Raw genomic sequence first — 23401 nt, 5'->3', positions numbered from 1 at the left:
GCAAAAAAGGCCTTCGCTCAGGAAGGCCTTCTGTTCATTAACTGGCTACCACAATGACCGGCGCCACTTCTTCGGGGTCGTTGTCGGGCGAGGCCTTTTTCTGCTTTAGTGCTTTCTTAGCGGCCTTTTTCAGCGTAACATCGTAGAGGTCGGTTCGCCGGTCTTTCAACACCTGTACCGACCCGTGTTCGTGCAGCTCTTTCAGCAGGCTCAGGTCGACGTCGGCGATCAGCACCATTTCCGTATTTGGGGTCGCTTCTGCCTTCACCGCGTTGGTCGGAAACTGGAAGTCAGACGGGGTAAACACCGCCGACTGCGCAAAATTGATGTCCATGTTGTGCACCTTCGGCAGATTGCCGACGCAACCCGAAATTGCCACGTAACATTCGTTTTCGATTGCCCGGGCCTGGGCGCAGTGCCGTACCCGTGAATAGCCGTTCTGGGTATCGGTCAGGAACGGAACGAACAGAATCTGCATGCCCTGCTGAGCCAGAATCCGACCCAGTTCGGGGAACTCAACGTCGTAGCAGATCAGCATCCCGATCTTGCCGCAGTCGGTGTCGAAGGCGCGGATCTCGTAGCCCCCCACCATGCCGTAGTGACGCACCTCGTTGGGGGTGATATGGATCTTTCGGTACTCTTCGTAGGAACCATCGCGCCGGCAGAGGTAAGCCACGTTGTACAGCTTGCCATCACTGTCGACCAGGGGCATACTGCCGCCAACGATGTTCACATTATACGAAATGGCCAATTCGCAGAGTTTGTCGCGCACCTCTTCGGTAAAGTCGGCCAGTTTACGAATGGCTACCGGCTCGGGCAGGTCGTTGAAGTCGGCCATGAGCGGGGTGTTGAAAAACTCCGGCAGCACCATAAAGTCGGCCCGGTAATCACTAACCGCGTTGGCAAAAAACTCAACCTGATCCAGGAAAGCGTTCAGGTTTTTGAACAGCCGCATCTGCCACTGGATAACGCCCAGCCGGATAATGGAGTCGGTATGGGGGCGTTTGTCTTTCTCGACAACGTAATAAATGTTGATCCACTCCAGCAGGGTGGCGTACTCCTTCGACTCCGTATCGCCGGGCAGGTAGCCGCGCAGGACCTTCCGAACGTGGAAATCGTTCGAGATCTGGAAGGTCAGCGTGGGGTCGTAAATTTCTTTCTGCTTTACCTTGGCGATGTATTCGCGCGGGCTCAGCTCGTCAGCGTATTTATTGTAGTTCGGGATACGTCCACCCGCCAGAATCCCTTTCAGGTTGAGGGTTTCGCAGAGTTCTTTTCGGGCGTCGTAGAGCCGTCGGCCCAGGCGCAGGTCGCGGTAGTCGGGGTGCACGAATACCTCGATACCATACATGTAGTCGCCCTCGTCGCTATGCGTTTTGAAGGTATAGCCACCAGTAATTTCGTGGTAGGTGTGGTTGTCGCCAAACTGGTCGTACTTCACCCGAATGGCGAGCGCACAGGCCACCACTTTCCCGTCGACTTCAACGCAGAACTGGCCTTCGGGGAAAATCGTGAGCAGCTTGTTGATCTTACTTTTCTGCCAGTAATCTCCGCCAATGCCGCTGTATACCTCAATCATGGCCTCCTTGAGGTCATCGTAATCATCTTTCTGTAGTGTTCTGGTCTGAATATGCATCAGTAGGTAGTCTCTAAAGTCAATTGCTGGAGTGCCCCGGCCATCTGGTCAATGTGCTCGTCGGTCAGGTGCAGATGGGTAACAAACCGAACCAGGTGCTTACCGAAGGTGATCCCCCGGATACCAATTTGCTCTAGTTTCTGAACATAATCAGCCGCTAAAAGGGTTTCGGATAGTCTGAAAATGACAATATTCGTGTCGATCGGATAGATTTCCTCTACCTCGGGCCGGTTGCTGAACAGCGTCCCGATCCGGCGGGCGCGGGCATGGTCCTGCCGAAGCCGTTCAACGTGGTGGTCGAGGGCGTAAATACCCGCAGCCGCCAGAAAGCCAGCCTGGCGCCAGCCCCCGCCCATGAGTTTTCGGTACCGGCGGGCCTGCCCGATGAAAGAGGCCTTCCCCAGCAGTAGCGAACCGACCGGACAGCCTAAGCCTTTCGAGAGGCAGATACTGATCGAGTCGAACAGTTGCCCATAGGCCTGGGTTGGGTCGCCGGTTTCGACGAGGGCGTTGAAAAGCCGGGCCCCGTCGAGGTGCAGCAGCAGGCCGTGTTCGTCGCAGACCTTGCGGATAGCCGCTATTTCGGGAATGGTATAGTAACAGCCCCCGCCCTTGTTGACGGTATTTTCCAGCACCACCAGCCGCGACAGGGGTTTGTGCGGATCGGCCGGACTGTAGATGTAGTCGCGGATGAGGTCGGGGGTTAGCTTCCCCCGTTTTCCCTGGGGCAGACTGACCGAAGCCAGCGCATTGGCCATGATACCCCCGCCTTCGTACAGATACACGTGCGAGAGCTGATCGCAGATCACATCGTCGCCGGGGCGGCAGTGGGTCCGGATCGCCAGCTGATTGGTCATGGTGCCGCTGGCGCAGAAAAGAGCCGCTTCCATACCGAATATATGAGCAGCTTTAGCTTCCAGGGCATTTACAGTGGGGTCGTCGCCGAGTACATCGTCGCCCAAGGGGGCGTTAAACATAGCCTCGCGCATGGCGGGCGTGGGTTGAGTAATGGTATCGCTACGAAGGTCAATCAGCATAATCAGGTTGTCCGTTACCCGACAAATTTAAGGGATATTGGCGGACATGAACGGTTGGATAAAACAAGCTGGTATCGGCCAGCAGCCGGATGGAGGCCAAACCGGGCAGATGCTGATCCCGCCGTTGCAGAAAATGGCTCATGTTGGTCAGGTTGCGGGGATGAGGTCCAATCAGTAGGCCGCCTTTTAGCAGGGGAATGGCCGTTCGGAAGGTATCGCGCTGGCCAGACCGGTACGTCAGCTCGACATGAAGCGACGGGGGTTGAAAAAGCAGCCGCTGGAGCGCCCCCATGGGGCGATACCGGCAGTCGATCTGCCAGCGTTGCCAGCAACCGTCGGCCGGCCGTACCGGAACAGAATGACCTATCTGGGCAACCTGAGTACGGAACGGGGCCTTGTAGTCGGTTTGACGGATCGGTTTCTTCCCCAGCAGCAGCCAGTCGCCCTGCTGATCAACAACGGCGTAGTGCGTACGAAGGGCCAGCTTGGTGGCGGGTTCGTCGTTAAACGGATCGCGGCCATCGATGGCATCCCAGGCGATCACCACATAGTCGGCCGCGCGGGCTGAGCCGTAGTAAGCCGCGTTGAGCGAGTCCAGGTAAGCATCGGTAACCTGGTAGGTCTGCATAATGGGACGGGGCGTATACCGCAGTTTATGGTGATAAAGCAGGGCCACATCGGCGGGCATAATGTCAACCCGCTTCTGGTTCAGCCGGTTTAGCCAGGATACGGGGAAGCCCATCCGGTTGGTTACCAGCGAGGGCCTGACGGGGTTCCATACATCCTGTCCGTAGCTAAAGGCCTGGCTGACCCAGCGGTACGGAAAACTACTGTCCCAGTTATACGCAACCAGCTTCGGCGCGGCCAGGGCCAGTAGGATCATGGGCAGCACCGCCCACCGGCGAACAGACGAATGAGCCGAAAACAACGCCAAAATCGTGAACGGCAGCAGCCCGTACTTATAAAAGAAACCAATGTGCCCGGCGTCGGCCCGGACAAAGGATTCCTTGAAAAGAACGAAGAGCTGCAACGCTACCAGCCCGAACAGGACGCCTTCCCGGCGGAGGAACCCGGGAAGCTGCCCCCGCTTCAGGAGCTGGTACAACGGCCAGCTCAGCGCGCCGATGGATAGGCCCAGGATCAGGAGGCTTACCAGTATAGCCCGTTTGTTCTGAACCAGGTACATGACGTCGTTGTAAGAATCGATCAGGTGCCACTGGGCAACGAGGTAGGGGCCCAGCTGAACAGGCAGCAGCACCACGCTCAGGGCCAGCAGACCTGCCATGCTGCTCATGCTGATCAGGAGGTGACGGGAGGTCATCTCACCCGTCAGCCGCTGAATCAGGGCGTAGATAACCAGGCTGCCCAGGCTGACAAGGCCCACATTCGCTTTCATGTAGAAGGAAAGGATGGCGATGACCGACGCCCCCACCAGTAACCAGGCCCGACGGGTACGCTGATAGTAACCCAGATAGGCCAGCACGAAGAAGTAGAAGACAAAAGGAATCTCAGTCCCCGCGGCCAGCGTATGCAGGGTGACCAGCCCGGCTACGATTCCGTACCGCAGCCAGGAGAATTGGTTGCCAAGAACAAACCATATGATTATGTATACATGAAAAACGTAAACCAGGTCCAGGAGAACAATTTCCCAGCTCTCTACCGCAATCGGGAGTCGGGTCGTGTACCAGCCCAGGGGGCCATAGGTGAATATGAAGTCGGTACCGTAGTCCAGCCCGGCCGCCCGGGCCAGATGCAGGGCAATGGCCCAGGATCCGTCAAGGCCATCGAGTGGGGTATTATAAACGACCCATCGGTTGAAAACGAGGAGGGTGAATACGAAGCTTACCAGCAGCCTGTATAGCCGCTGACCTGACGCGTGCGTGCCAGTCATGAGTGAATCTGTATGGTGTGGAAGAAAAAAAGCCCTAAAACAGCACAGGTATCTATTGCCCCGGATCGTGCGTGCCGAAATAGCGGAGCGTCAGCACTTCGCCGGGTGCGACAAAAGCCGGACTGTAGTTGTGCGCAATCTCGAACTGCTGCACTACATCTTTCCAGGCAGGATGACCCGTCATGGTTAGTTTGTAGGTGTGCATCTGTCCGTCATTTTGAACGACCAGGGGGACGTACTGATCGTCAGGCCCCCGAATGCCCCTGGGAAACCGGGTTCGGTTCTGGTCCGGATACTGACTGTTGAAGCCGTTGGGTTCCTGCCCGTTCAGCAGCCAGGCCAACCGCAGAGGAACCTGAGCCGGAGCACCGGGCGGGCCGGTATATGCCATACGGATGTACAGGGTTCCGGATTGACTGGCGGGCCAGCTGCCCGTCGTTGAGATGAGTTTAGTACCCCGGGCGTTGGTGACGCCATTTTCGGTTTTGCCGGTGAACATAACCCGCCAGTCGTCGGACGAGAACGGTTCCTGCTGATCATAGCCGCCATCCTGGATGAACCAGCCGTTACGGCCACCGGCTTTGTTGAACGTAAAATCGGGCACCATCTGCCGGGGCTGCGCGTATACGTACTGACGTATATCCTGCTCACTGCCAAGTATATACGTGTAATCTTTGTGCCAGATATTGTCGCTGTCTAAATGAACCATGGGCCGGTTGCCTACATAGGTCAGCGTCAGGCTTCCTTCGCTGTTGTCGGGCGAGGGGGTCAGGGCGGCTACGTTGTAGTTGGCCCGGAAGAAACCGGGGCTATATAACCCAATCAGCCGGTCTGGCGCAATCTCGACGCCTTCCCAGGGTTCGGTCAGGTAGAAAGGCGTGCTTTGCTGGGTAGCCATGCTGCCGATACTCCGTTCAATGCCGTCGCTTACGGTAGTCAGGTCGTGCTGGTAGGGGCGTGAGCCGGTATAGAAATGAACCCTGCGGTGCCCGCTGATCATCATCATGGGCCATTCCTGCTCTTCGACGTTGTAGAACGTTTTGTCGGGTCGCTGGTGGGTTAGTCTGACCTTGACGTGCACTTTGTTGCTGTCGACGCCAACCCACTGTTCGTAGAAAAAAGGCAGTCGGCGGGCATCCTGATGGGCCCAGGACAAACACTGGGCTTTCGTATAGATCCAGCCGTTCACAATGCCGTGAACCAGGATGGGAGATGGGTTAAATCCATCGTCGCCAGCCTGTAGTGGATTATAACCGATGTTTTTCCAGCGGGGCGAGTCGTCGGCGAAGCTTCGGGGCCCACCGTACGAGGCCATGCCTGACTCGCGGCCCATATCGTAGAAGTTGATGAGGGCCTGGTTGCTGACTTTGTCGTAGATCTGAATGCTCCCTCCGTAATCCCGCCGAACCTCGACCCGTAGTATTGACGATTCGGCCGCCGATACCGGTCCAATGGGTCGGCCGTTGATGGAGTTGGGGTTGGTACCCATCCAGGCGCTCGACTCGGTCGGCGTTTCGTACGTAAAAGGGCGGGTAGGGGGCGGGAGGGGCGGCAGCGCTACCGTTTTGGGAATGTCGGGTGGTTCGGCTGTCTGGTCTACGGCGGTGACGCCGTTTTGACAACGGCTCAGCAGGGCGAACACCATTAACAGCAGTCCCGCACGGAGCAAAGCCGGAAGGATATGGGTCATGATAAGATGGTATGGATGTTAGTTCTATAGAACTACTTACAAAACTAGTCTTTTTCGGTTATGGATAGGTGATGTCGGTAACTAATTGACAGACTGGCCGGGGTTCGTGCTACTATGGGTGGAGACAGCATATTGAGATTCCCTGACAGTCTTGTATTTATACTGCTTGCATGTATTTTTGAGCAACCTTTTCCGGGATCGCCGTCTAATAGCCGCACTCGAAACCGAGAGGTACTTTCTAACCCCACTATCGCTATGTTCACCAATAAAACCCCTTGGATTATCCTGCTGGTGCTTTGGATGATCGGTTCAACCTGGTGGCATGTCTGCAAAATCAAGCAGTTGTGCGTTGACGATCTGCCATCGTCCACCACCTTGCCGACCGTTGCCATGCCCTCGCTAATCATTGCCGACGGTGACCGGTTCAGGCTCGATATGGCTGGCAACTTCAGCTTTGCCAAGTCGGGAGCCAATGCCAATATGAGTGCGCTGGGCGGATCGCTCGATTCATTAACGGCTTATCTCAAAACTACCGGCCGAACCATGGAGATCAGAGGGTATTACGCATCGACGGAAGCGAATACCAGTTCGTTCCCCAATCTGGGCCTTGCCCGCGCCGAGGGCATCAAACAGTATCTGGTGCAGCAGGGCGTTCCGGCGGCATCGCTGACTACGAAAGGCGTATTGCAGGATGATCTGACGTTCACGGCTGCCGGTGACTCGCTGTATGGTGGGCTAAACTTTGTCTTCGACGGAGCCGACAGCGCGTCGCCTGTCGATACGACTCTGACCGATCTGACCACCGATACGACGTCGACCGCTACTGCTCCGGCTACCGAAACCGTGGCTGCGGGCATCACCGAAGCGGGGTTGGCTGCCAAAGAAAAATTCACGACGGTTTTTGAGCCCATCGATCTGTACTTCCCGCTGGGCGAGGCCAACTACATCAAAACTCCCGAAACCGCTAAATTCTTTAAAGAAGCCGTTGCGTACCTGTCAACGCATAAAGATAAGAAGCTCGTACTTACCGGCTATACCGATAACTCCGGTCCGGACGACGTAAACCTGCGACTCTCACGTGACCGCGCCAACCAGGTCAAGGCCAGACTGCGCCAGTCGGGCATCTCGCCCGATCAGATCGTGACCGACGCCAAAGGGGAAGCCAATCCTAAAGCCTCTAACGACACTCGCGAAGGCCGTAAAGCCAATCGCCGGGTTATGGTCGTAGTCAAGTAATACATCCTCTCATCTGCTCGGGCCGACCAGCCGGTCGGCCCGCAGTCGTACTTTTAACTCCAACAGTCGTATGTTTGACATGAACCCCCTCAACCTGCCCGAGGCCCAGATGCAGCAGTGGATAATGCTGTTTGTGGCCGGAATGCTGGGTTTTATCATTGGTTATGTATCGCGGAAGAGTACGGTCCGTCAGCTCGAAAGCGAGCTGGCTACAACCGAACGGGCCGTTGATGACTGTCAGCGCATGCCCACGGCGTCGGCCAGTAGCAGCACCGAGGAAGCCATCGTGCTGAATCGGATAGCAGCCCGCGCGGGTGAGCTGAATTTTAACCGGATCGGTCTGGCCTCTCTGGACGAAGCCGACGATCTGAAAATCATTGTTGGTATTGGGCCTTTTCTGGAGAAAAAGCTGCACGCTGTGGGCATCTACACGTTTCGGCAGATTGCTAACTTCAACCGGGAAGATATCGATCAGGTAAACGATGTGATCGAGTTCTTCCCCGGTCGTATCGAGCGTGACAACTGGGTGGGGCAGGCAACGGACCTGATTAAAAAACAATAAAACGCGATTTGATGCACAGGTAGGCCTTCATGAGGTCCTACGTACCGAATACTGAAACCTAAAAACAGACAAAATCATGTTTGGATTAGATCCATTGAGTCGCCCGGTTGCCATAGCCGAAATACTATTGCTGCTGGCATTTGCCGCGCTGGTTGGCTGGTTGCTGGGACGGTTAATCCTGGCCGGCCGCATCCGGACACTGCGGACCGCACTCACAAACAAAGAAGCCGAGCTGGACGAATGCCGCCGGACCAAGTTTATGTCGACCTCGGGGCGGATGCCGGCTGCTTCCGTGCCCGCCCGGCCCGCGCCCATAGCGGAGATGCCGCCTACCTATGTTCATGCCGACCCGCTCGAGCCGGCCCTGAGTTTCGATACGACCCCGGACCCAATCGATGCCGATCCGCTGGTACCGGTCGTCGCTACCCGGGAGGCCGAGGCCGTTGGGCTGGCCGGTACCGATGCCGGCGCAGTAGCCGAGAACTCGGAAGTGGCCGTGCTGAGCCGGATTGCGGCCCGCGCCGGTGAACTGAACTTCGACCGGATCGGTCGGGCTACAGCCGCCGAAGCTGATGACCTGAAGGACATCGTGGGCGTAGGTCCGTTTCTGGAGCGTAAATTACACAGTCTCGGTATCTACACGTTCCGGCAGGTGGCCAACTTCACCAAGGAAGACATCGATCAGGTAAACGAAATCATCGAGTTCTTCCCCGGCCGCATCGAACGCGACAACTGGGTCGATCAGTCAAAGTCGTTTTACGAAAAGAAATACGGAGCCACCTCCTGATCCGGCTCGTTCCTCTCTTGTAGCCGTCGTGCCAGTTGCTGGTACGGCGGCTATTTGTTTTTACGGCTGGGCGTACTGCTGAGAGCCAGGGTCAGGCCAGACTGGAAGTAAACACACTGGTCGCGAAGGACGCATTCGCCACAGCGGGGATTGTACCAGGTACACACCCGCTGGCCATGCCAGTAGAAGTGTTTGTGGAAGTTGAACAAGACGAGAGGATCGGCAGGCAGGCGTTCCAGCAGGAGCGTATGGGCTTTTTCGGCGCTGACTTTAGGACCGATCAGACCGAGTCGCTGGGTTACCCGATGGACGTGGGTATCAACGGGCAGTACCGGTTTCTGAAAGTTGAACAGCAGCAAGAGGGTGGCCGTTTTCAGCCCGATACCCGGCAGGTCGGTTAGCCATTTCATGGCCTCGTCGGTAGACAGGTCGCGCAGAAAGTCGATGTTGGCCACACCGGTTTCGCGGATGAGGTGAGCCAGCAGATTCTGAATATACGGGGCTTTAACCTCGGGATAATTAGCCGTTTTGATGGCGTCGATCAGGTCCGGCAAGGGCGCATCCCGCACAGACTCCCAGCTTGGAAACCGCTCGCGCAGGGTTCGATAGGCTACCACTTCGTTATGGTGGGTAGTCCGGTGCGACAGGATGGTGCCGACGAGTTCATGCATCGGGTCCGCCCGGCCATAGATAGCCTGAACCCCGTAGAACTCATTGAGCCGCTGGTGGGCGTCCAGGGTTTTGGTTGTCTCGTCAGATTGGGATGTCATGGAACAGAAACGTTGAGCGTTTCTGATGAACCCGGTTTGGCTGATACTGTTTACGTCGTGCCCGACAGCAGCTGGTCTGCCAGCTGAGTCAGCCCCACCGTTGCGGGCTCCTGAATAAAGGTTACCTCCGACGTTTTGCGCATACTGGGTGTGTGTGGGTCGACCACGTAAACAGGAACGCCCTTCCGTACACCATAGACCAGGCCAGCGGCCGGATAAACGTTCAGGGAGGTACCGACCACAATAAAAATGTCTGCCTCCCCGGCAATATCCATGGCCATGTCCATCATCGGTACGGCCTCCCCGAACCAGACGATATGCGGCCTCAGCTGAGAGCCTTTCTCACAAAGGTCGCCTTCTTTGAGCTCCCAGCCGTCCATCGAATAAACGAGCGATTCATCGACGGTGGATCGGGCTTTGAACAGTTCGCCGTGCAGGTGTACAACGGTAGATGAACCGGCTTTTTCGTGCAGGTTGTCAACGTTCTGCGTAACGATGGTAACGTCGTACTGCTCCTCCAGCCTGACCAGCGCATAATGGCCCGCATTGGGTTGAACCTGGAGGGCCTGTTTCCGACGCTGATTATAAAAATCCTGAACCAAGGCCCGGTTTCGGCGCCAGGCATCGGGGGTGGCTACGTCTTCGATCCGGTGGTTTTCCCACAGCCCATCCGACGCCCGGAACGTGGGGATACCGCTTTCGGCGCTGACCCCCGCCCCCGACAAAACAACAATCTTTTTGCGTGTGTCCATGAAATAAGGCAAGCAGCCGGGCGGAGCAGGTTGGATTTTACCCGGCTGCTTGGCTCCTTAAAGATACCTATTCGACCACGATTTCGTCGGTGGCAAACCAGGTTTTTTTGCCTTCACTGGGGTGCCCGGCTGGGCAGACACCGGCGTTTTTAGCGCGTATACGCACGTAACGAGCCCGACCCGTCCGGAAATCGGCCACCACAGGCAGGATCGACCAGGGGCCGTTCAACTCGTAGGTTACGGGTTGGGCAATAGCCTCTTTGAAGTCCTGCCCATCGCGCGAGAGAGCCACCTCTACGGAGGTCGGCGGGAAGCCTCCTTCCAGAATGATCTTCAGGAAATTGAGCGACACTTTCGAGACACTCGTAACCTCGCCCAGATCCAGCGTCAGGTCCAGGTCGGTGCCGTAGACACTGACCCACTGGCGCCGGTCGCGGGGTGTTTCGCCCCGTACGCCATCGGTCAGTTTCAGGTTGTTGGCGGTAGCATCGCCCTGCGGAGCAGTGGCGTAGGTGTAAGGCTTATTCTTAGCCTTATGCAGGGTGAAGGTTTGGGTGAGCCGGCCCCCCGTCTGGGTGATAGCGCGCAGGGTTGTTGTCTTGGTCAGGGTGATAGGGCCGCTGTATTCGCTGCTCTTCTCGCTGGGTTCTTTGCCATTGGTCGTAAAGAAAATGCGGCTGTCGGCATCGAGCTTGGTTAACTTCACCTGAACCTGCCCCTGCTCATTGGCCTGCGTTTGCGCCGATATATCGAACAGTCGTTTGGCGTAGTTGACCCGGCTGGCGTCCAGTTTGGGAAGGTGATTCTTTAGCCGCATCGCAAAGTCCTCGAAGTTGCGCGGGCCAGCGGGCATCCAGCCGATCTCGGCCAGCGCCAGCGCCCGGGGCCAGACCATATACTCGACCGACTCCGGGGTTGGCATGTACTCGGTCCAGATATTACCCTGCACACCCAGAATATACTTCTGCTGCTCGGCCGTTAGCTCAGCGGGCATGGGTTCGTAGGCATAGACCTTGTCTAGCGGCAGGTAGCCGCCAATGGCCAGGGGTTCGGTGGCGGGGTTGCCCTGGTAATAATCCAGGTAGCAGTTATCGGTAGGGGTCATGATGACCGTATGCTTCTGTTTGGCAGCAGCGATGCCACCCGCTGTACCGCGCCAGCTCATGATCGTTGCGTTGGGGGCGACACCGCCCTCCAGAATTTCGTCCCAGCCAATAATACTCCGGCCTTTGCTGTTCAGGAATTTCTCCATCCGCCGGATGAAGTAGCTCTGCAGTTCGTTTTCGTCTCTGAGCTTGTTCTTCTTCATAAGCTCCTGGCAGAACGCGCTTTGTTTCCAGGCCGTTTTCAGGCACTCGTCACCCCCGATATGCACATACTTACCCGGAAAGAGAGCCACAACTTCGGTCAGTACGTCCTGCAAAAAAGTAAACGTTTTCTCCGACGGGCAAAATACGTCGTCAAAGACACCCCAGTGGGTAGCCACCGTATAGCCTTTGGTGGGTTCGCAGCCCAGCTCGGGATAGGCAGCCAGAGCGGCTCGCGCGTGACCCGGCATCTCGATTTCGGGAACGATCGTGACGAAGCGGCTCTGCGCGTACCGGACTACCTCCCGAATGTCGTTCTGCGTGTAGAACCCGCCGTGCGGTTTGCCGTCGTACTGCATGGGGTAGTTCTGGTAAAACTGACCAACGAGGGTTTCGGGGCGCTGGCTGCCGATCTGGGTCAGCTTCGGGTATTTCTTAATCTCGATCCGCCAGCCCTGATCGTCGGTCAGGTGCCAGTGGAAGGTGTTCTGTTTATGCATGGCCATCAGATCGATGAACTTCTTCACGAACGATACCGGCATAAAATGGCGGCTGACGTCCAGCATCAGACCCCGATGGCCGAAGCGTGGTTTATCGGTAATCTGGCAGGCGGGCAGTCGGTTGTCCGTCAGGAGTTGCCGCAGGGTCTGGGTGGCGTAGAACAGGCCCCGTGGGGTTGCGGCTTCGGCGGTTACTTTATTAGGTGCGATGGTCAGTTTGTAGCCCTCGTCGCCCAGGGTTAACTTTTTGTTGATGGTCAGGAAAATATGCGCGCCTTTGGCCAGGGCCGGGCTGGCAGCCGCCAGGCTAAGGGTGGGTCCATTAGCTGCTTTGACCTGGCTCGCAAAGGTCTGGGCTACGGCCCGTACGCCCGCATCGGTACCGGGCGCGGTAACCAGTCGGGTGGTGCTGGTAATGGAAAACTGGCCATCCTGACCAGCAAAGCGGGCAGGAAACGGAATGAGATTATACTGGTTTTCGGGTTGTTGACCGATAGCTGCAAAAGAGAGGAGTAACAGACCAATCAGGTACTTCATACGAAAGATGGGGCAAGAATGAACGGGCAAGGTAAGCACGATCGACCGTATGAAAAAGCAACCCCCCATCCAGACGGTCTGGATGGGGGGTTGAGGCTAGCCATTTTCGTTGGCTTATTTAGACTTGGCCGCGGGCTTCTTGGCCGTCGTTTTTTTCGCCGTCGGTGCTTTGGCTGTAGCCTTGGTTTTACCGGTTGAACCGGCCTTTTTCGCCGTCGGTTTACCGGCGGACTCTTCGCCCTCGCCGGCCAGTTTCAAACAGTCGTCCAGGGTCAGCGAGGCCGCGTCTACATCCTTCGGGATGCGTACGTTTCGTTTGCCCACGGCCAGATAAGGGCCGTACTGACCGTTTACAATCTTGATCTCGGGCCGCTCGGCAAACTCTTTTATGTACTTGTTGGCTTCTGCCTGGCGCTTCTGCTGGATGAGCTCGATAGCCCGCTCCAGGCTGAGCTCGGCCAGCGACTCATTGCGCGGGATGGAAATGTATTTGTCGAGATGCTTCACGTACGGACCAAACCGGCCTTTGCCCGTGGTAACCAGTGTGCCCTCAAACTCGCCCAGCGATTCGCTGACCGATTCCGCCCGTTTCTGCTGAATCAGCTCAATAGCCCGTTCGGCTGAGATCGTATAAGGGTCGTCGTCGCGGGTGAGCGATACGTATTTGCCGTCATGCTTGACGTAGGGGCCAAACTTACCGATACCGATGGTCATGGCCTGGTCTTCGAAGAAACCAACCTCACGGGGAAGGGCGAAGAGGTTCATGGCCTCGTCGAGGGTAATGGTTTCGATCAGCTGGCCGTCGCGCAGGTTGGCATAGCGGGGCTTCTCTTCGTCGCTGGCTTCACCGATCTGCACGTAGGCCCCGTATTTGCCCAGTCGGGCCGAAACGGGTTTGCCGGTAGCCGGATCTGCGCCCAGCACGCGTTCGCCGGTTTTGAACGACACGCCCGATGAACCCTGTATATCTTCGATGTTCTTGTGGAAATCAACGTAGAAGTCGCCAAGCATGGTTTGCCAGTTAACCTTACCATCGGCAATTTCATCGAACTCTTTCTCGACCGTAGCCGTGAATTTGTAATCGACAATGTCCGGGAAGTACTCGACCAGAAAATCATTTACTACAATGCCCGTGTTGGTCGGGAAGAGCTTGGCTTTTTCGGAACCGAACGTTTCCTTTCCGCTCGTCTCGCTGATCTGATTCTGCTGCAGGGTGTATTCGACGTACTTACGCTCCTGGCCGGGCTTATCCTGCTTGACAACATAGCCGCGGTTGATAATCGTTGATATGGTTGGCGCATAGGTGGAAGGACGGCCAATGCCCATTTCTTCGAGTTTCTTCACCAGCGAGGCTTCGGCGTAGCGGGGCTGCGGCCGGGTAAACTTCTCGGTAGCTTTCATCTGACCGAGGGTCAGGTCCTGTCCGATGCGGAGGGGCGGGAGCATGCCTTTGGCATCTTCATCATCCTCGTCATCTTTCGATTCCATATATACCCGCAGAAAGCCGTCGAACTTGATGACCTCACCCTGCGCAACCAGTTCTTTAGGGAAGCCGGCCGAGTTCGATTTGCCGCTGGCAACGGGCGCATCGAACGGGCTGTCGTCCAGGTTAGCCTGTACCGAAACTGACTGGCCATTGGCAAAACCAATGGCAATCGTCACGGTGGTGCGCTCCAGCTGGGCGTCGGCCATCTGCGAGGCAATGGCGCGTTTCCAGATCAGTTCGTAGAGTCGTTTCTGATCGCGGTCGGCGCCGGCGTTGCGGTCGTTGAAGTTCGTGGGCCGAATGGCTTCGTGGGCTTCCTGGGCCGACTCGTTTTTGGTCTTGAACTGCCGGGTCTGCACGTACTTGTCGCCGAATTCGCTTTCAATTTCGGCTTTCGCTTTGCCGATGGCTTCCTGCGAGAGGCTGGTCGAGTCGGTACGCATGTAGGAAATCTTACCGGCTTCGTACAGATTCTGCGCGATGCGCATGGTTCGGTCTACCGAGTAGCCCAGTTTACGCGACGCTTCCTGTTGCAGGGTAGAGGTCGTAAAGGGGGGCGCGGGCGACTTCTTGGCGGGTTTGGTCTCCAGGTTCCGGATCGTAAACGAAGCGCCAATGCAGGCATCCAGGAATGCCCGGGCATCGCCGGCGGTGGGGAAGTTCTTCGGCAGCTCGGCGTTCAGTACCTTATTGCCGTCGACAATGAACTGGGCAGTAACTTTAAACGACGATTTCGACGAGTGAGCATCGATTTCGCGCTCGCGCTCTACGACGAGCCGCAACGCAACCGATTGCACACGCCCGGCCGATAAACTCTGTCCACCTTTGATCTTGCGCCATAAAACGGGCGAAAGTTCGTAACCAACCAGCCGGTCCAGCACACGCCGGGCCTGCTGAGCATTCACCAGATCGACGTCGATGGTACGGGGCGACTGGATGGCGTTCAGGATCGCGTTTTTGGTGATTTCCCGAAAAACGATGCGTTTGGTGTTGTCGCGCAGGCCGAGGGCTTCTTTCAGATGCCAGGAGATAGCTTCGCCCTCGCGGTCATCGTCCGTTGCCAGCCATACCTCTTCGGCCGACTTAGCCAGCGATTTCAGTTCACTCACCAGTTTTTTCTTGTCGGGCGATATTTCGTACGAGGGCCGGAATCCGTTCGCGACATCGACGGCCAGTCCGTCTTTGGGCAGATCACGGACGTGGCCGAAGCTCGACTTCACGGTAAAGTCTTTGCCTAAGTAGCCTTCAATGGTCTTGGCCTTCGCTGGCGACTCCACAATGACTAAGTTCTTCGACATGTTGTGTGTTCAGGTTGATAATGGCTCCGGGACATTTATCCCGCGGTAGATTACATCAGCATTTCAGTCCAGACCGGGTCAATCTGGCCGACGTCCATACTGGCTGACCTTATGCAGGTCGAGCCAAATATAGGCGCAAACAAATTGACTTATGCAAATGCACAAAATGCGTACGGCGGGAAAAGATCGGAGAATGGCTCCCTTTTATAACGCCATACGGTTGGTCAACGTTCGTTTACTGGGTCGTAAGGCGTGTATAAATCAACGTTTAATTACTTTGTTTTAGTTACTACCAAAATACATGCCTGATTCGGGCTAAATAGCTCCTGATCGGTTGCCTGGTTGAACCCGGAGGGGCCCAAAAAAGGGTATCCCATACTATAGGATACCCTTTTTTGGGGTAGGCTGTAGTCCGTTTATGGCTTGATGTCGCCCCGAATCTCACCAGCCGGGTAGGCTGCGGTATGGAGGTTGGCATAGTAAAATCCGTTCAGCAGGCTGTCGACCCGGCCAGGCGTTGCCAGGGTCGTAGTGCCGGAGATGGGTGAGCTCAGACTGGTGAAAGGAATCTCAACGGGCCCATTACCAATGGTCGAGTAGGGGGTAATGCGGTGCAGGTGCCCCATAACCGGCGTCAGGCCCGAATAGGTAACGGTATAGCTGAGCACCCGGGTAACCGGATCGACCAGCCCCGTAAAGGTCCCTGACCCCGATGACGTAACGGGCGTGGGTTTTTCCGACGCTCCGTTGAGTGTGGCTTTTAGCCGAATTATCCCTTTAGGCCGAATGTTACCCCGGATCTCACCGGCGGGGTAGGCTACCGTATGGAGGTTGGCGTAATAGAATCCGTTGATCAGGCTATCGACTCGGCTGGTCGTTGCCAGGGTTGTTGTACCAATAATAGGCGAATCGAGGGTAGTAAAGGGGATCTCAACCGGTCCGTTGCCAACCGCTGAGTTGGGCGTGATGCGGTGCAAATGGCCCATGGTGGGCCGCAAACCGGTGTAGGTAACGGTATAGCTGAGCACCCGGGTCGAGCGATCAAGCACGCCAACGAACGAGCCAGTGGCGGCTGTTGTTACCGAGACTGGCCGTTCGGCGGCCCCACTCAGGGTGGCTACCAGCTCAATTCTGGCGTCGGGAGGAGCAGCCTGATGATCGTTACAGGCATAGAAGGTGGCGGCCAGACAGACGAGTAACGCCACGGCCAGCAGGGTAGCTAGTTTGTTCATAAAGGTGAAAGAGTAAGGGGTATAAGTAGAGTTTTGTCAAAGCTACTGATACTTATGTAATTACCACTAGAGCCAGCAGGAGATATACGTAAGATTGTGCCGACCGGGTACGGTCTGTTAAGGCTACCGGACAAAAAAAGGGTCTTCACAAAAGTTAGCCCACATAAGAGGTTGTTTGGGGAAGCTATTGGCTGAGGTTAGTCGGCTCGAAGGGCGGGCCTTTTCTACCCCCCCAGCCCCCTAAAGGAACGGTTGGCCGCTGCCGGAGCCCATTCGGCGAGGCTGGGGGTGAGAAATCCGGATATGAATCTTCGGGTTATGATGAGTCAACAGCCCCTGTCGCCGGGAATCTGGGCCGGCTCGGGCAAGCTAGCCGTGAGAATATTTCCAAAACGAAATAGAATCCTCTAATTTTGACCCGCTAACTGGAATCCATTTACTGAATTTGCTGGTTAGCTTACTAGATACCCTATTCAGTACCTTATAATCCGTTATTATCATGGCTTTTGATGTCGACATGATTCAACGCGTGTATGCCGGTTTGGGCGAGCGCATTGAAGCAGCCCGGCAGGTAGTGGGCCGCCCACTGACCCTGTCGGAAAAAATCTTATACAGTCACCTCTTTGCCGGTGCCGGTACCTCGGCCCAACCCACGCAGGCATATGAGCGGGGTAAAGCATACGTAGACTTCGCGCCTGACCGGGTAGCTATGCAGGATGCAACGGCCCAGATGGCCCTGCTGCAGTTTATGCAGGCCGGTCGGCCGCAGGTGGCTGTTCCATCGACGGTGCACTGCGACCACCTGATCCAGGCTGAAGTAGGTGCCGATAAAGACCTCGACATTGCGAAAAGCAAAAACAAAGAAGTATATGACTTCCTGGCGTCGATCTCGAATAAATACGGCATTGGTTTCTGGAAGCCGGGCGCCGGCATCATTCACCAGGTGGTGATCGAGAACTATGCATTTCCGGGGGGCATGATGATCGGTACCGATTCGCACACGCCCAATGCCGGTGGTCTGGGTATGATTGCGATCGGTGTTGGTGGGGCCGATGCCTGCGACGTGATGGCGGGCCTGGCCTGGGAGCTTAAAATGCCCAAGCTGATTGGCGTAAAACTAACGGGTAAACTGAGCGGCTGGGCATCAGCCAAGGATGTGATCCTGCGGGTGGCGGGTATCCTGACCGTAAAAGGCGGTACGGGCTGCATCGTCGAATACTTCGGCGAAGGGGCCGAAAGTCTGTCGGCTACCGGCAAAGGTACGATCTGTAACATGGGTGCTGAGATCGGCGCTACCACGTCGATTTTTGCCTATGATGAGGCCATGGCCAACTACCTGCGGGCTACCAGCCGCGCCGATATTGCCGATGCGGCTGAAGCCGTAAAAGCGCATCTGCGTTCCGACGACGAGGTCTATGCCGACCCGGCAACGTACTACGATCAGCTGATCGAGATTGATCTGAACACCCTGGAGCCGCACATCAACGGCCCGTTCACGCCCGATCTGGCCTGGCCGCTGTCGAACTTTGCCAAAGCGGTGAAAGAAAACGGCTGGCCCGAAAAACTGGAGGTAGGCCTGATCGGTTCCTGCACCAACTCGAGCTACGAAGACCTGACCCGGTCGGCGTCGGTAGCGGCTCAGGCGGTTAGCAAAAACCTGAAAGTCCGGTCGGAGTTCACCGTTACCCCTGGCTCGGAGCTGGTGCGGTTTACGGCCGAGCGCGACGGGCTGCTGGGTACGTTTGAAGACATGGGGGGCGTAGTGCTGGCCAACGCCTGCGGACCCTGCATCGGGCAGTGGGCGCGTCACATGGACGATCCGACCCGCAAGAACTCGATCATCACGTCGTTCAACCGCAACTTCGCCAAGCGGAACGATGGCAACGCCAGCACCCACGCCTTCGTGGCGTCGCCCGAAATCGTGACGGCTCTGGCCATTGCCGGTGACCTGACCTTCAACCCGATGACCGATACGCTGACCAACGAAAATGGGGAGCAGGTGAAACTCGATGAGCCGCAGGGTATCGAGCAGCCCGTTAAAGGCTATGCCGTCGACGACGCCGGTTATCAGGCTCCTGCCGAAGACGGATCGGGGGTTCAGGTAATCGTATCGCCCACCTCGGATCGTCTGCAGTTGCTGGCTCCGTTTGCTGCCTGGGAAGGTACCGACCTGGCCGGTCTCAAGCTGCTCATCAAAGCCAAAGGCAAGTGTACTACCGACCATATTTCGATGGCCGGTCCGTGGCTGAAATACCGCGGGCACCTCGACAATATCTCGAACAACATGCTGATCGGCGCTGTCAACTTCTACAATGAGAAGACCAACAGCGTGAAAAACCAGCTCACGGGCGAGTACGGCGAAGTACCGGCGGTGCAGCGGGCGTATAAAGCGGCTGGCATCGGATCGGTCGTGGTAGGCGACGAGAACTATGGCGAAGGCTCATCGCGTGAGCACGCGGCTATGGAACCCCGCTTCCTGGGCGTTCGGGCCATTCTGGTGCGGTCGTTTGCCCGTATCCACGAAACCAACCTGAAAAAGCAGGGTATGCTGGCGCTGACGTTTGCCAACCCAGCCGACTATGACAAAATTCAGGAAGATGACAGCATCGATATCACCGGCCTGACCGAGTTCGCTCCGGGTCGTCCGCTGGGTATTGTGCTTCACCATGCCGACGGTACCACCGATGAGTTCCAGGCGAATCATACCTACAACCAGGGACAGATCGAGTGGTTCAAGGCGGGTGCTGCGCTGAACATCATCCGGATGAAGCAAAACGCGTAAATCCGATGACGGACCTGCTGTCTGTCATTGACTATAAAAAAACCGGCTGGCGGTCCTTACGGATTGCCAGCCGGTTTTTTTGCATCTCACCCGGACATGAGTAGCTGTTGGATTCGGTTACTTCAATTTTTCAACGGCTTCTTTCAGGCCGGCAAACTGACGTTTCTTCTGAAGAATCGTCGGGGCGGCCACCCGTTCGCGGCAGTCGAAGATCCCGCAGCGTTCGCAGGCTTCGTTCACAATCCGAAAGGGGATGTCGTTGTTGGTCGTCGTCAGGAATTTCATCTTGGCCCGCAGTGCATCGTTGATCGCGAAACACATCGACACGCTCATATTCTGCTGGGCGGTCTGGCCACCCACGCGGGCCTGGAACGGGTGGGCTACCGAAACAATCAGGTACTGTTGCCGGGTGTCGAAATACTCCGATACCTGCGCCCGGCAGAGCGTACCGTCGAAGCCTTTGTTCTGTTGCAGAAGCGATAGCTCCTGCAGGATGGTCAGCGCGATCCACCGGCGGCAGTAGTGCTCATCGACCATGCCGCGGGGCCCCTGTTGCCGCGACAGGTGCATCTCTTTGGTCAGATGGAAGGTCGTTTGGCCCGCCGTATGGTTGAACCGGTAAAAGAAAAGCTGATCGATGCCGAACGCACTCGGCAGCACGTTGCTGAGCCGGTAGAAGAACCGCTCGGGCGTAGCGCCAAAGTCGGTGATGAGCTGTAGAAAATCGTCATTGCTCCAGGTGTCGCGGGCAAACAGCGCGCTCAGCCGCTCCACCAGCTGGTCGCGCCGGATCAGGATGGCGCCGGCAAAATAAGACGCTTTGTAGTTATTCAGAATCTGCTCGAACGACTCGGCCTCAACCCACGAATAGGTGTAGGGCCGGTTTTTGAGGCTCATGAACTGAAACCCCACTTCGCGGGCCAGAATGAACGACCGCTGCTCGAGCGTAAGGCCCGCGTTGAGGTGCAGGGTTCGCTTTTCGGCCGGGGCGTTTGCGGACGATACCGCCCGGCCGGGCCTGAAAATAGACCGCAGGGCCGTCAGTTCGGGCTGCGTGAGCGGGTCGAAGTACTCGATATGAATATTGTACTGGGTCTTGAGCAGGTTGGTCAGCAGGGCTTCGTCGACGGCCTGACCCGAGGGCGCAAACTGATTGAGGAACCGTTCGGCATCAGCTTCGATATCCGGAAAAAAATTGTCGTGCATTTCCTGATACGAGCGCAGCATGGTCAGGTACAGCCGCTCCACACTCATGTTGTAGGTGAGGGCGATATCCATGAACGTACGGATCATGGCACTCACTTTGGCGGGGGCTTCGGCCAGCAGCTCGAGCAGGTCAGACGGATCGATGCCGAAGAGCTCGAGCGGTACCTCGGTCAGGAATTTTGACCGCAGCAGGTCCGAGATCGGTTCCAGTTTCTTGCTCAGCTTCAGGGAAACCAGCGTGTCATAGTCGACCTGCATGGCATTGGCAAGCGCCGAGATCTTGTCGGCTTTCGGGTATTTCCGGCCTTTCTCTATCTCGGTCACGTACGAGACAGACAGGCCGGCCTGCTGGGCCAGCTCACTGACCGACAGCCCCCGGTCAAGGCGGAGCTGGCGGAGTTTGAGGCCGAATAACAGGCGAATATGGTCAGCGGGTAGGTTCAATGGAATGAAGAACGATAAATGGTCAGAACCAGGTGATGGCAGGCTACTGGCAAACGGGCCAGTGCTGGTCCCGTCAGTAAAAGTACGAAAAGTGCACGGGAACCGGTGTCATGTTCTGAAAAGGCTGCGGCTGTTCGGATGGCGTTGAAAAATACAACCCCGGTTCCAACCCTGTGCGGATCGACAGACTCTTCGGTACAACCTGATTGTTCCCGCCACAATGACCTTCATAAACCTAACGACGCTGGTTGTATGCCTGCTGACGCTCGGCGCCTGCCAGTTTACCCATCCTGAACACGAAATTCATTTTCGGGTAACCAACCAAACCGCTTCGGCCCTTGATCAGCTCCGGTTCTCGACAGCCGACGGACAGGGCCAAACGGCGGCTTACCGGCTACCGGCCGGTGCTTCCCTGACGGTTCCTTTTAGGTTCGCGAATATCGACAAAACGGATGGCAGCTACCACATGACCTATGTGCATGGCGCTACGGCCGATACCGTAACCAGGGAATTCGGATACTACACCAACGGCCACCCACTCGACAAAGAACTGGTGCTCGACGTGTTCGCCGGCACGGTGCGGATAGGCCGGGTTGCGCATTCGTACTAAGCCAGTATATGACTGCCTGACCGGGAGAAAATAGCTCGTCTATACTTGTCTAGACAAGTTGGGGTGCCTACATTTGTCTATGCTTACCCGCCCGCGTCAGTACCAGCTTATCTACGAGTCGCTGAAGACCCAGCTGACGGCTGGTGTCTACCCCAAGGGGTCGTTGCTGCCGTCGGAGAACGAGCTGGCGGGTCAGTTTCAGACCACGCGAACAACCGTCCGGCAGGCGCTTACCGAACTGGTCCGGGACGGCTATATTGAACGACAGCACGGGCGGGGGAGTATTGTTCGGTCCGAACGGCAGACCCTGGGTTTGCTGTCGTTCCAGGGGTTTTCGGAGGTGGTAGCCGGTGACCATGCGGTTCGGACTACCTTTCTGAAGCCCATCACCCTACAGGACTGGCCGTCGGCCTTCGTTTTTCCGCTGACCGATACCGAACGGGCTCTGACTTGTCTGGCGCTGGAACGGATCCGGTACGCGGATGAGCACCCGGTCATGCTCGAGTACACCTTCGTGCCCAACGTCGGTCTCGACGATATGCTGACCAACGACCTGCTGAACGGCTCCCTGTTTCGAACCCTGCACCAGCGCTACCAGCTTGCCATCATCGACATGCAGCAGCGGCTCTATGCTGTGGGTGCAACGGCCCGGCAGGCGGCTGTGTTCGGGTGTGCGCTGCATACCCCTTTGCTGTATATGGAGCGCCGGTATCTGACCAGCCGGCCGGGACTGCACGTGTATAGCCAGTTATACTGCCATACCGATAAGTACGCCATCAGCAATGGTCTGTAACCCTTAAACCCTGTATAAACCACGTAATCATGACGCCTAATCAGACTTTGATCCGCGAGATCGCCAAGATGATCGATCATTCGCTGTTGCACCCCACCCTGACCGACGCCGAACTGCGCGAAGGCTGCCAGCTGGCGCTGCGCTATGAGGTAGCGTCGGTCTGTATCAAGCCCTATGCCGTACCCCTGGCCAGTGAGCTGCTGGCCGGCTCTGACGTGCTGGTGGGTACGGTCATCGGTTTCCCGGCCGGTAACAGTGCCGTTTCCATCAAGGTGGCCGAAACCATTCAGGCCTGCCTCGACGGCGCCGTCGAGATCGATATGGTCGTCAATCTGGGTAAGGTGCTGGCCGAAGACTGGGACTACGTGACCAGCGAAATTCGGGCAGTCAATACCGCCAGTACAGACCATGGCGCTATTCTGAAGGTTATTTTCGAAAATGACTATCTGCCCGAAGATCGCTACAAGGTCCGTCTGTGTAACATCTGTACCGAAGTAGGGGTCGCGTTTGTCAAGACATCGACAGGGTATGGCTTCGTGAAGGGAAGCGATGGCAAGTACAGCTACGAAGGCGCTACCCTGCCTGACCTGCGCCTGATGCTCGACCACGTTGGCCCCGGTGTGCGCGTTAAGGCGGCCGGTGGTGTACGAACGCTCGATGGGCTGCTGACCGTCAAAGACATGGGCGTATCGCGGCTGGGCGCTTCGGCTACGGCAGCTATTCTGGAGGAAGCGTACCGGCGGTTCGGTGCTGTAGCGGCCGACACGCCCGTAGCGCCCATAACCGAAGGTAAAGGCTATTGATCAGTGGGCCGTAGGCTGGCCACCGGGCTGCTCGCAAAGTAT

General features: G+C 56.8%; 17 protein-coding genes. 7 read left to right on the top strand and 10 right to left on the bottom strand.

Translation table 11 applies throughout. From position 1 onward, the window contains the following. Positions 1 to 37 precede the first annotated feature (37 nt). Genes B1C80_RS04175 through B1C80_RS04160 form a run of 4 tightly spaced genes read right to left on the bottom strand, consistent with a single transcriptional unit; the run spans position 38 to position 6254 of the window. Positions 38 to 1636 carry a carbon-nitrogen hydrolase family protein gene (locus B1C80_RS04175; protein WP_077919809.1) on the bottom strand — a complete coding sequence of 533 codons (1599 nt, stop codon included), beginning with the start codon at positions 1634 to 1636 and terminating at the stop codon, positions 38 to 40. Further along, the gene (locus tag B1C80_RS04170) at positions 1636 to 2673 is read right to left on the bottom strand and encodes a low specificity L-threonine aldolase (protein WP_077919808.1); all 1038 of its coding nucleotides are present in this window, start codon (positions 2671 to 2673) and stop codon (positions 1636 to 1638) included. Before B1C80_RS04170 ends, B1C80_RS04175 begins: the two co-directional genes overlap by 1 nt. Continuing rightward, entirely contained in the window at positions 2663 to 4564 is a 1902-nt protein-coding gene (locus B1C80_RS04165; RefSeq protein ID WP_077919807.1) for a hypothetical protein, read from the bottom strand. The genes B1C80_RS04170 and B1C80_RS04165 overlap by 11 nt, the downstream gene beginning before the upstream one ends. A 52-nt stretch (positions 4565 to 4616) precedes the next feature. Continuing rightward, on the bottom strand, positions 4617 to 6254 hold the full coding sequence (locus B1C80_RS04160; protein WP_077919806.1) for a hypothetical protein: 1638 nt from the start codon (positions 6252 to 6254) through the stop codon (positions 4617 to 4619). A gap of 255 nt (positions 6255 to 6509) precedes the next feature. Between B1C80_RS04160 and B1C80_RS04155 the strand changes: the two genes are divergently transcribed. The 3 genes from B1C80_RS04155 to B1C80_RS04145 all read left to right on the top strand — a co-directional run bounded on the left by B1C80_RS04155 (position 6510) and on the right by B1C80_RS04145 (position 8839). Beyond that, on the top strand, positions 6510 to 7490 hold the full coding sequence (locus tag B1C80_RS04155; RefSeq protein ID WP_077919805.1) for an OmpA family protein: 981 nt from the start codon (positions 6510 to 6512) through the stop codon (positions 7488 to 7490). 70 nt (positions 7491 to 7560) lie between these two features. Beyond that, on the top strand, positions 7561 to 8052 hold the full coding sequence (locus tag B1C80_RS04150) for a hypothetical protein (protein ID WP_077919804.1): 492 nt from the start codon (positions 7561 to 7563) through the stop codon (positions 8050 to 8052). Between the two features lie 76 nt (positions 8053 to 8128). Further along, positions 8129 to 8839 (top strand): hypothetical protein, encoded by a 711-nt coding sequence (locus tag B1C80_RS04145; RefSeq protein ID WP_077919803.1) that lies wholly within the window; start codon positions 8129 to 8131, stop codon positions 8837 to 8839. Positions 8840 to 8889: 50 nt separating this feature from the next. Here B1C80_RS04145 and nth read toward each other — a convergent pair whose 3' ends face one another. The 5 genes from nth to B1C80_RS28965 all read right to left on the bottom strand — a co-directional run bounded on the left by nth (position 8890) and on the right by B1C80_RS28965 (position 16721). Further along, the gene (gene nth, locus B1C80_RS04140; RefSeq protein ID WP_077919802.1) at positions 8890 to 9609 is read right to left on the bottom strand and encodes an endonuclease III; all 720 of its coding nucleotides are present in this window, start codon (positions 9607 to 9609) and stop codon (positions 8890 to 8892) included. Between the two features lie 50 nt (positions 9610 to 9659). Further along, the gene (locus B1C80_RS04135; protein ID WP_077919801.1) at positions 9660 to 10361 is read right to left on the bottom strand and encodes an NAD-dependent deacylase; all 702 of its coding nucleotides are present in this window, start codon (positions 10359 to 10361) and stop codon (positions 9660 to 9662) included. Positions 10362 to 10428: 67 nt separating this feature from the next. Then, on the bottom strand, positions 10429 to 12705 hold the full coding sequence (locus B1C80_RS04130) for a family 20 glycosylhydrolase (protein WP_077919800.1): 2277 nt from the start codon (positions 12703 to 12705) through the stop codon (positions 10429 to 10431). Between the two features lie 114 nt (positions 12706 to 12819). Next, positions 12820 to 15489, bottom strand: a complete 2670-nt coding sequence (gene topA, locus B1C80_RS04125) for a type I DNA topoisomerase (RefSeq protein ID WP_077919799.1) — start codon at positions 15487 to 15489, stop codon at positions 12820 to 12822. 416 nt (positions 15490 to 15905) lie between these two features. Further along, positions 15906 to 16721, bottom strand: a complete 816-nt coding sequence (locus tag B1C80_RS28965; RefSeq protein ID WP_077919798.1) for a CHRD domain-containing protein — start codon at positions 16719 to 16721, stop codon at positions 15906 to 15908. 499 nt (positions 16722 to 17220) lie between these two features. Here B1C80_RS28965 and B1C80_RS04115 point away from each other — a divergent pair, with 499 nt between their 5' ends. After that, positions 17221 to 19503 carry an aconitate hydratase gene (locus B1C80_RS04115; protein WP_077919797.1) on the top strand — a complete coding sequence of 761 codons (2283 nt, stop codon included), beginning with the start codon at positions 17221 to 17223 and terminating at the stop codon, positions 19501 to 19503. A 117-nt stretch (positions 19504 to 19620) separates the two neighbouring features. Here the strand turns inward: B1C80_RS04115 and B1C80_RS04110 are convergent, their stop codons facing one another. Then, complete coding sequence (locus tag B1C80_RS04110) at positions 19621 to 21153, bottom strand: helix-turn-helix domain-containing protein (protein WP_077919796.1); 1533 nt, start codon at positions 21151 to 21153, stop codon at positions 19621 to 19623. 220 nt (positions 21154 to 21373) lie between these two features. Between B1C80_RS04110 and B1C80_RS04105 the strand changes: the two genes are divergently transcribed. The 3 genes from B1C80_RS04105 to deoC all read left to right on the top strand — a co-directional run bounded on the left by B1C80_RS04105 (position 21374) and on the right by deoC (position 23359). Further along, on the top strand, positions 21374 to 21763 hold the full coding sequence (locus tag B1C80_RS04105) for a hypothetical protein (RefSeq protein ID WP_077919795.1): 390 nt from the start codon (positions 21374 to 21376) through the stop codon (positions 21761 to 21763). 79 nt (positions 21764 to 21842) lie between these two features. After that, positions 21843 to 22556: a GntR family transcriptional regulator gene (locus B1C80_RS04100; protein WP_077919794.1), complete on the top strand. Its 714-nt coding sequence runs from the start codon at positions 21843 to 21845 to the stop codon at positions 22554 to 22556. A gap of 29 nt (positions 22557 to 22585) precedes the next feature. Beyond that, positions 22586 to 23359, top strand: a complete 774-nt coding sequence (gene deoC, locus B1C80_RS04095) for a deoxyribose-phosphate aldolase (protein WP_077919793.1) — start codon at positions 22586 to 22588, stop codon at positions 23357 to 23359. Positions 23360 to 23401 lie beyond the last annotated feature (42 nt).

The organism is Spirosoma sp. 209 (assembly GCF_002006735.1).
GTDB classification, from domain to species: Bacteria; Bacteroidota; Bacteroidia; order Cytophagales; family Spirosomataceae; genus Spirosoma; species Spirosoma sordidisoli.
Note: the sequence above shows the minus strand (reverse complement) of the source record. Positions and strands in the feature narration are given on the sequence as shown.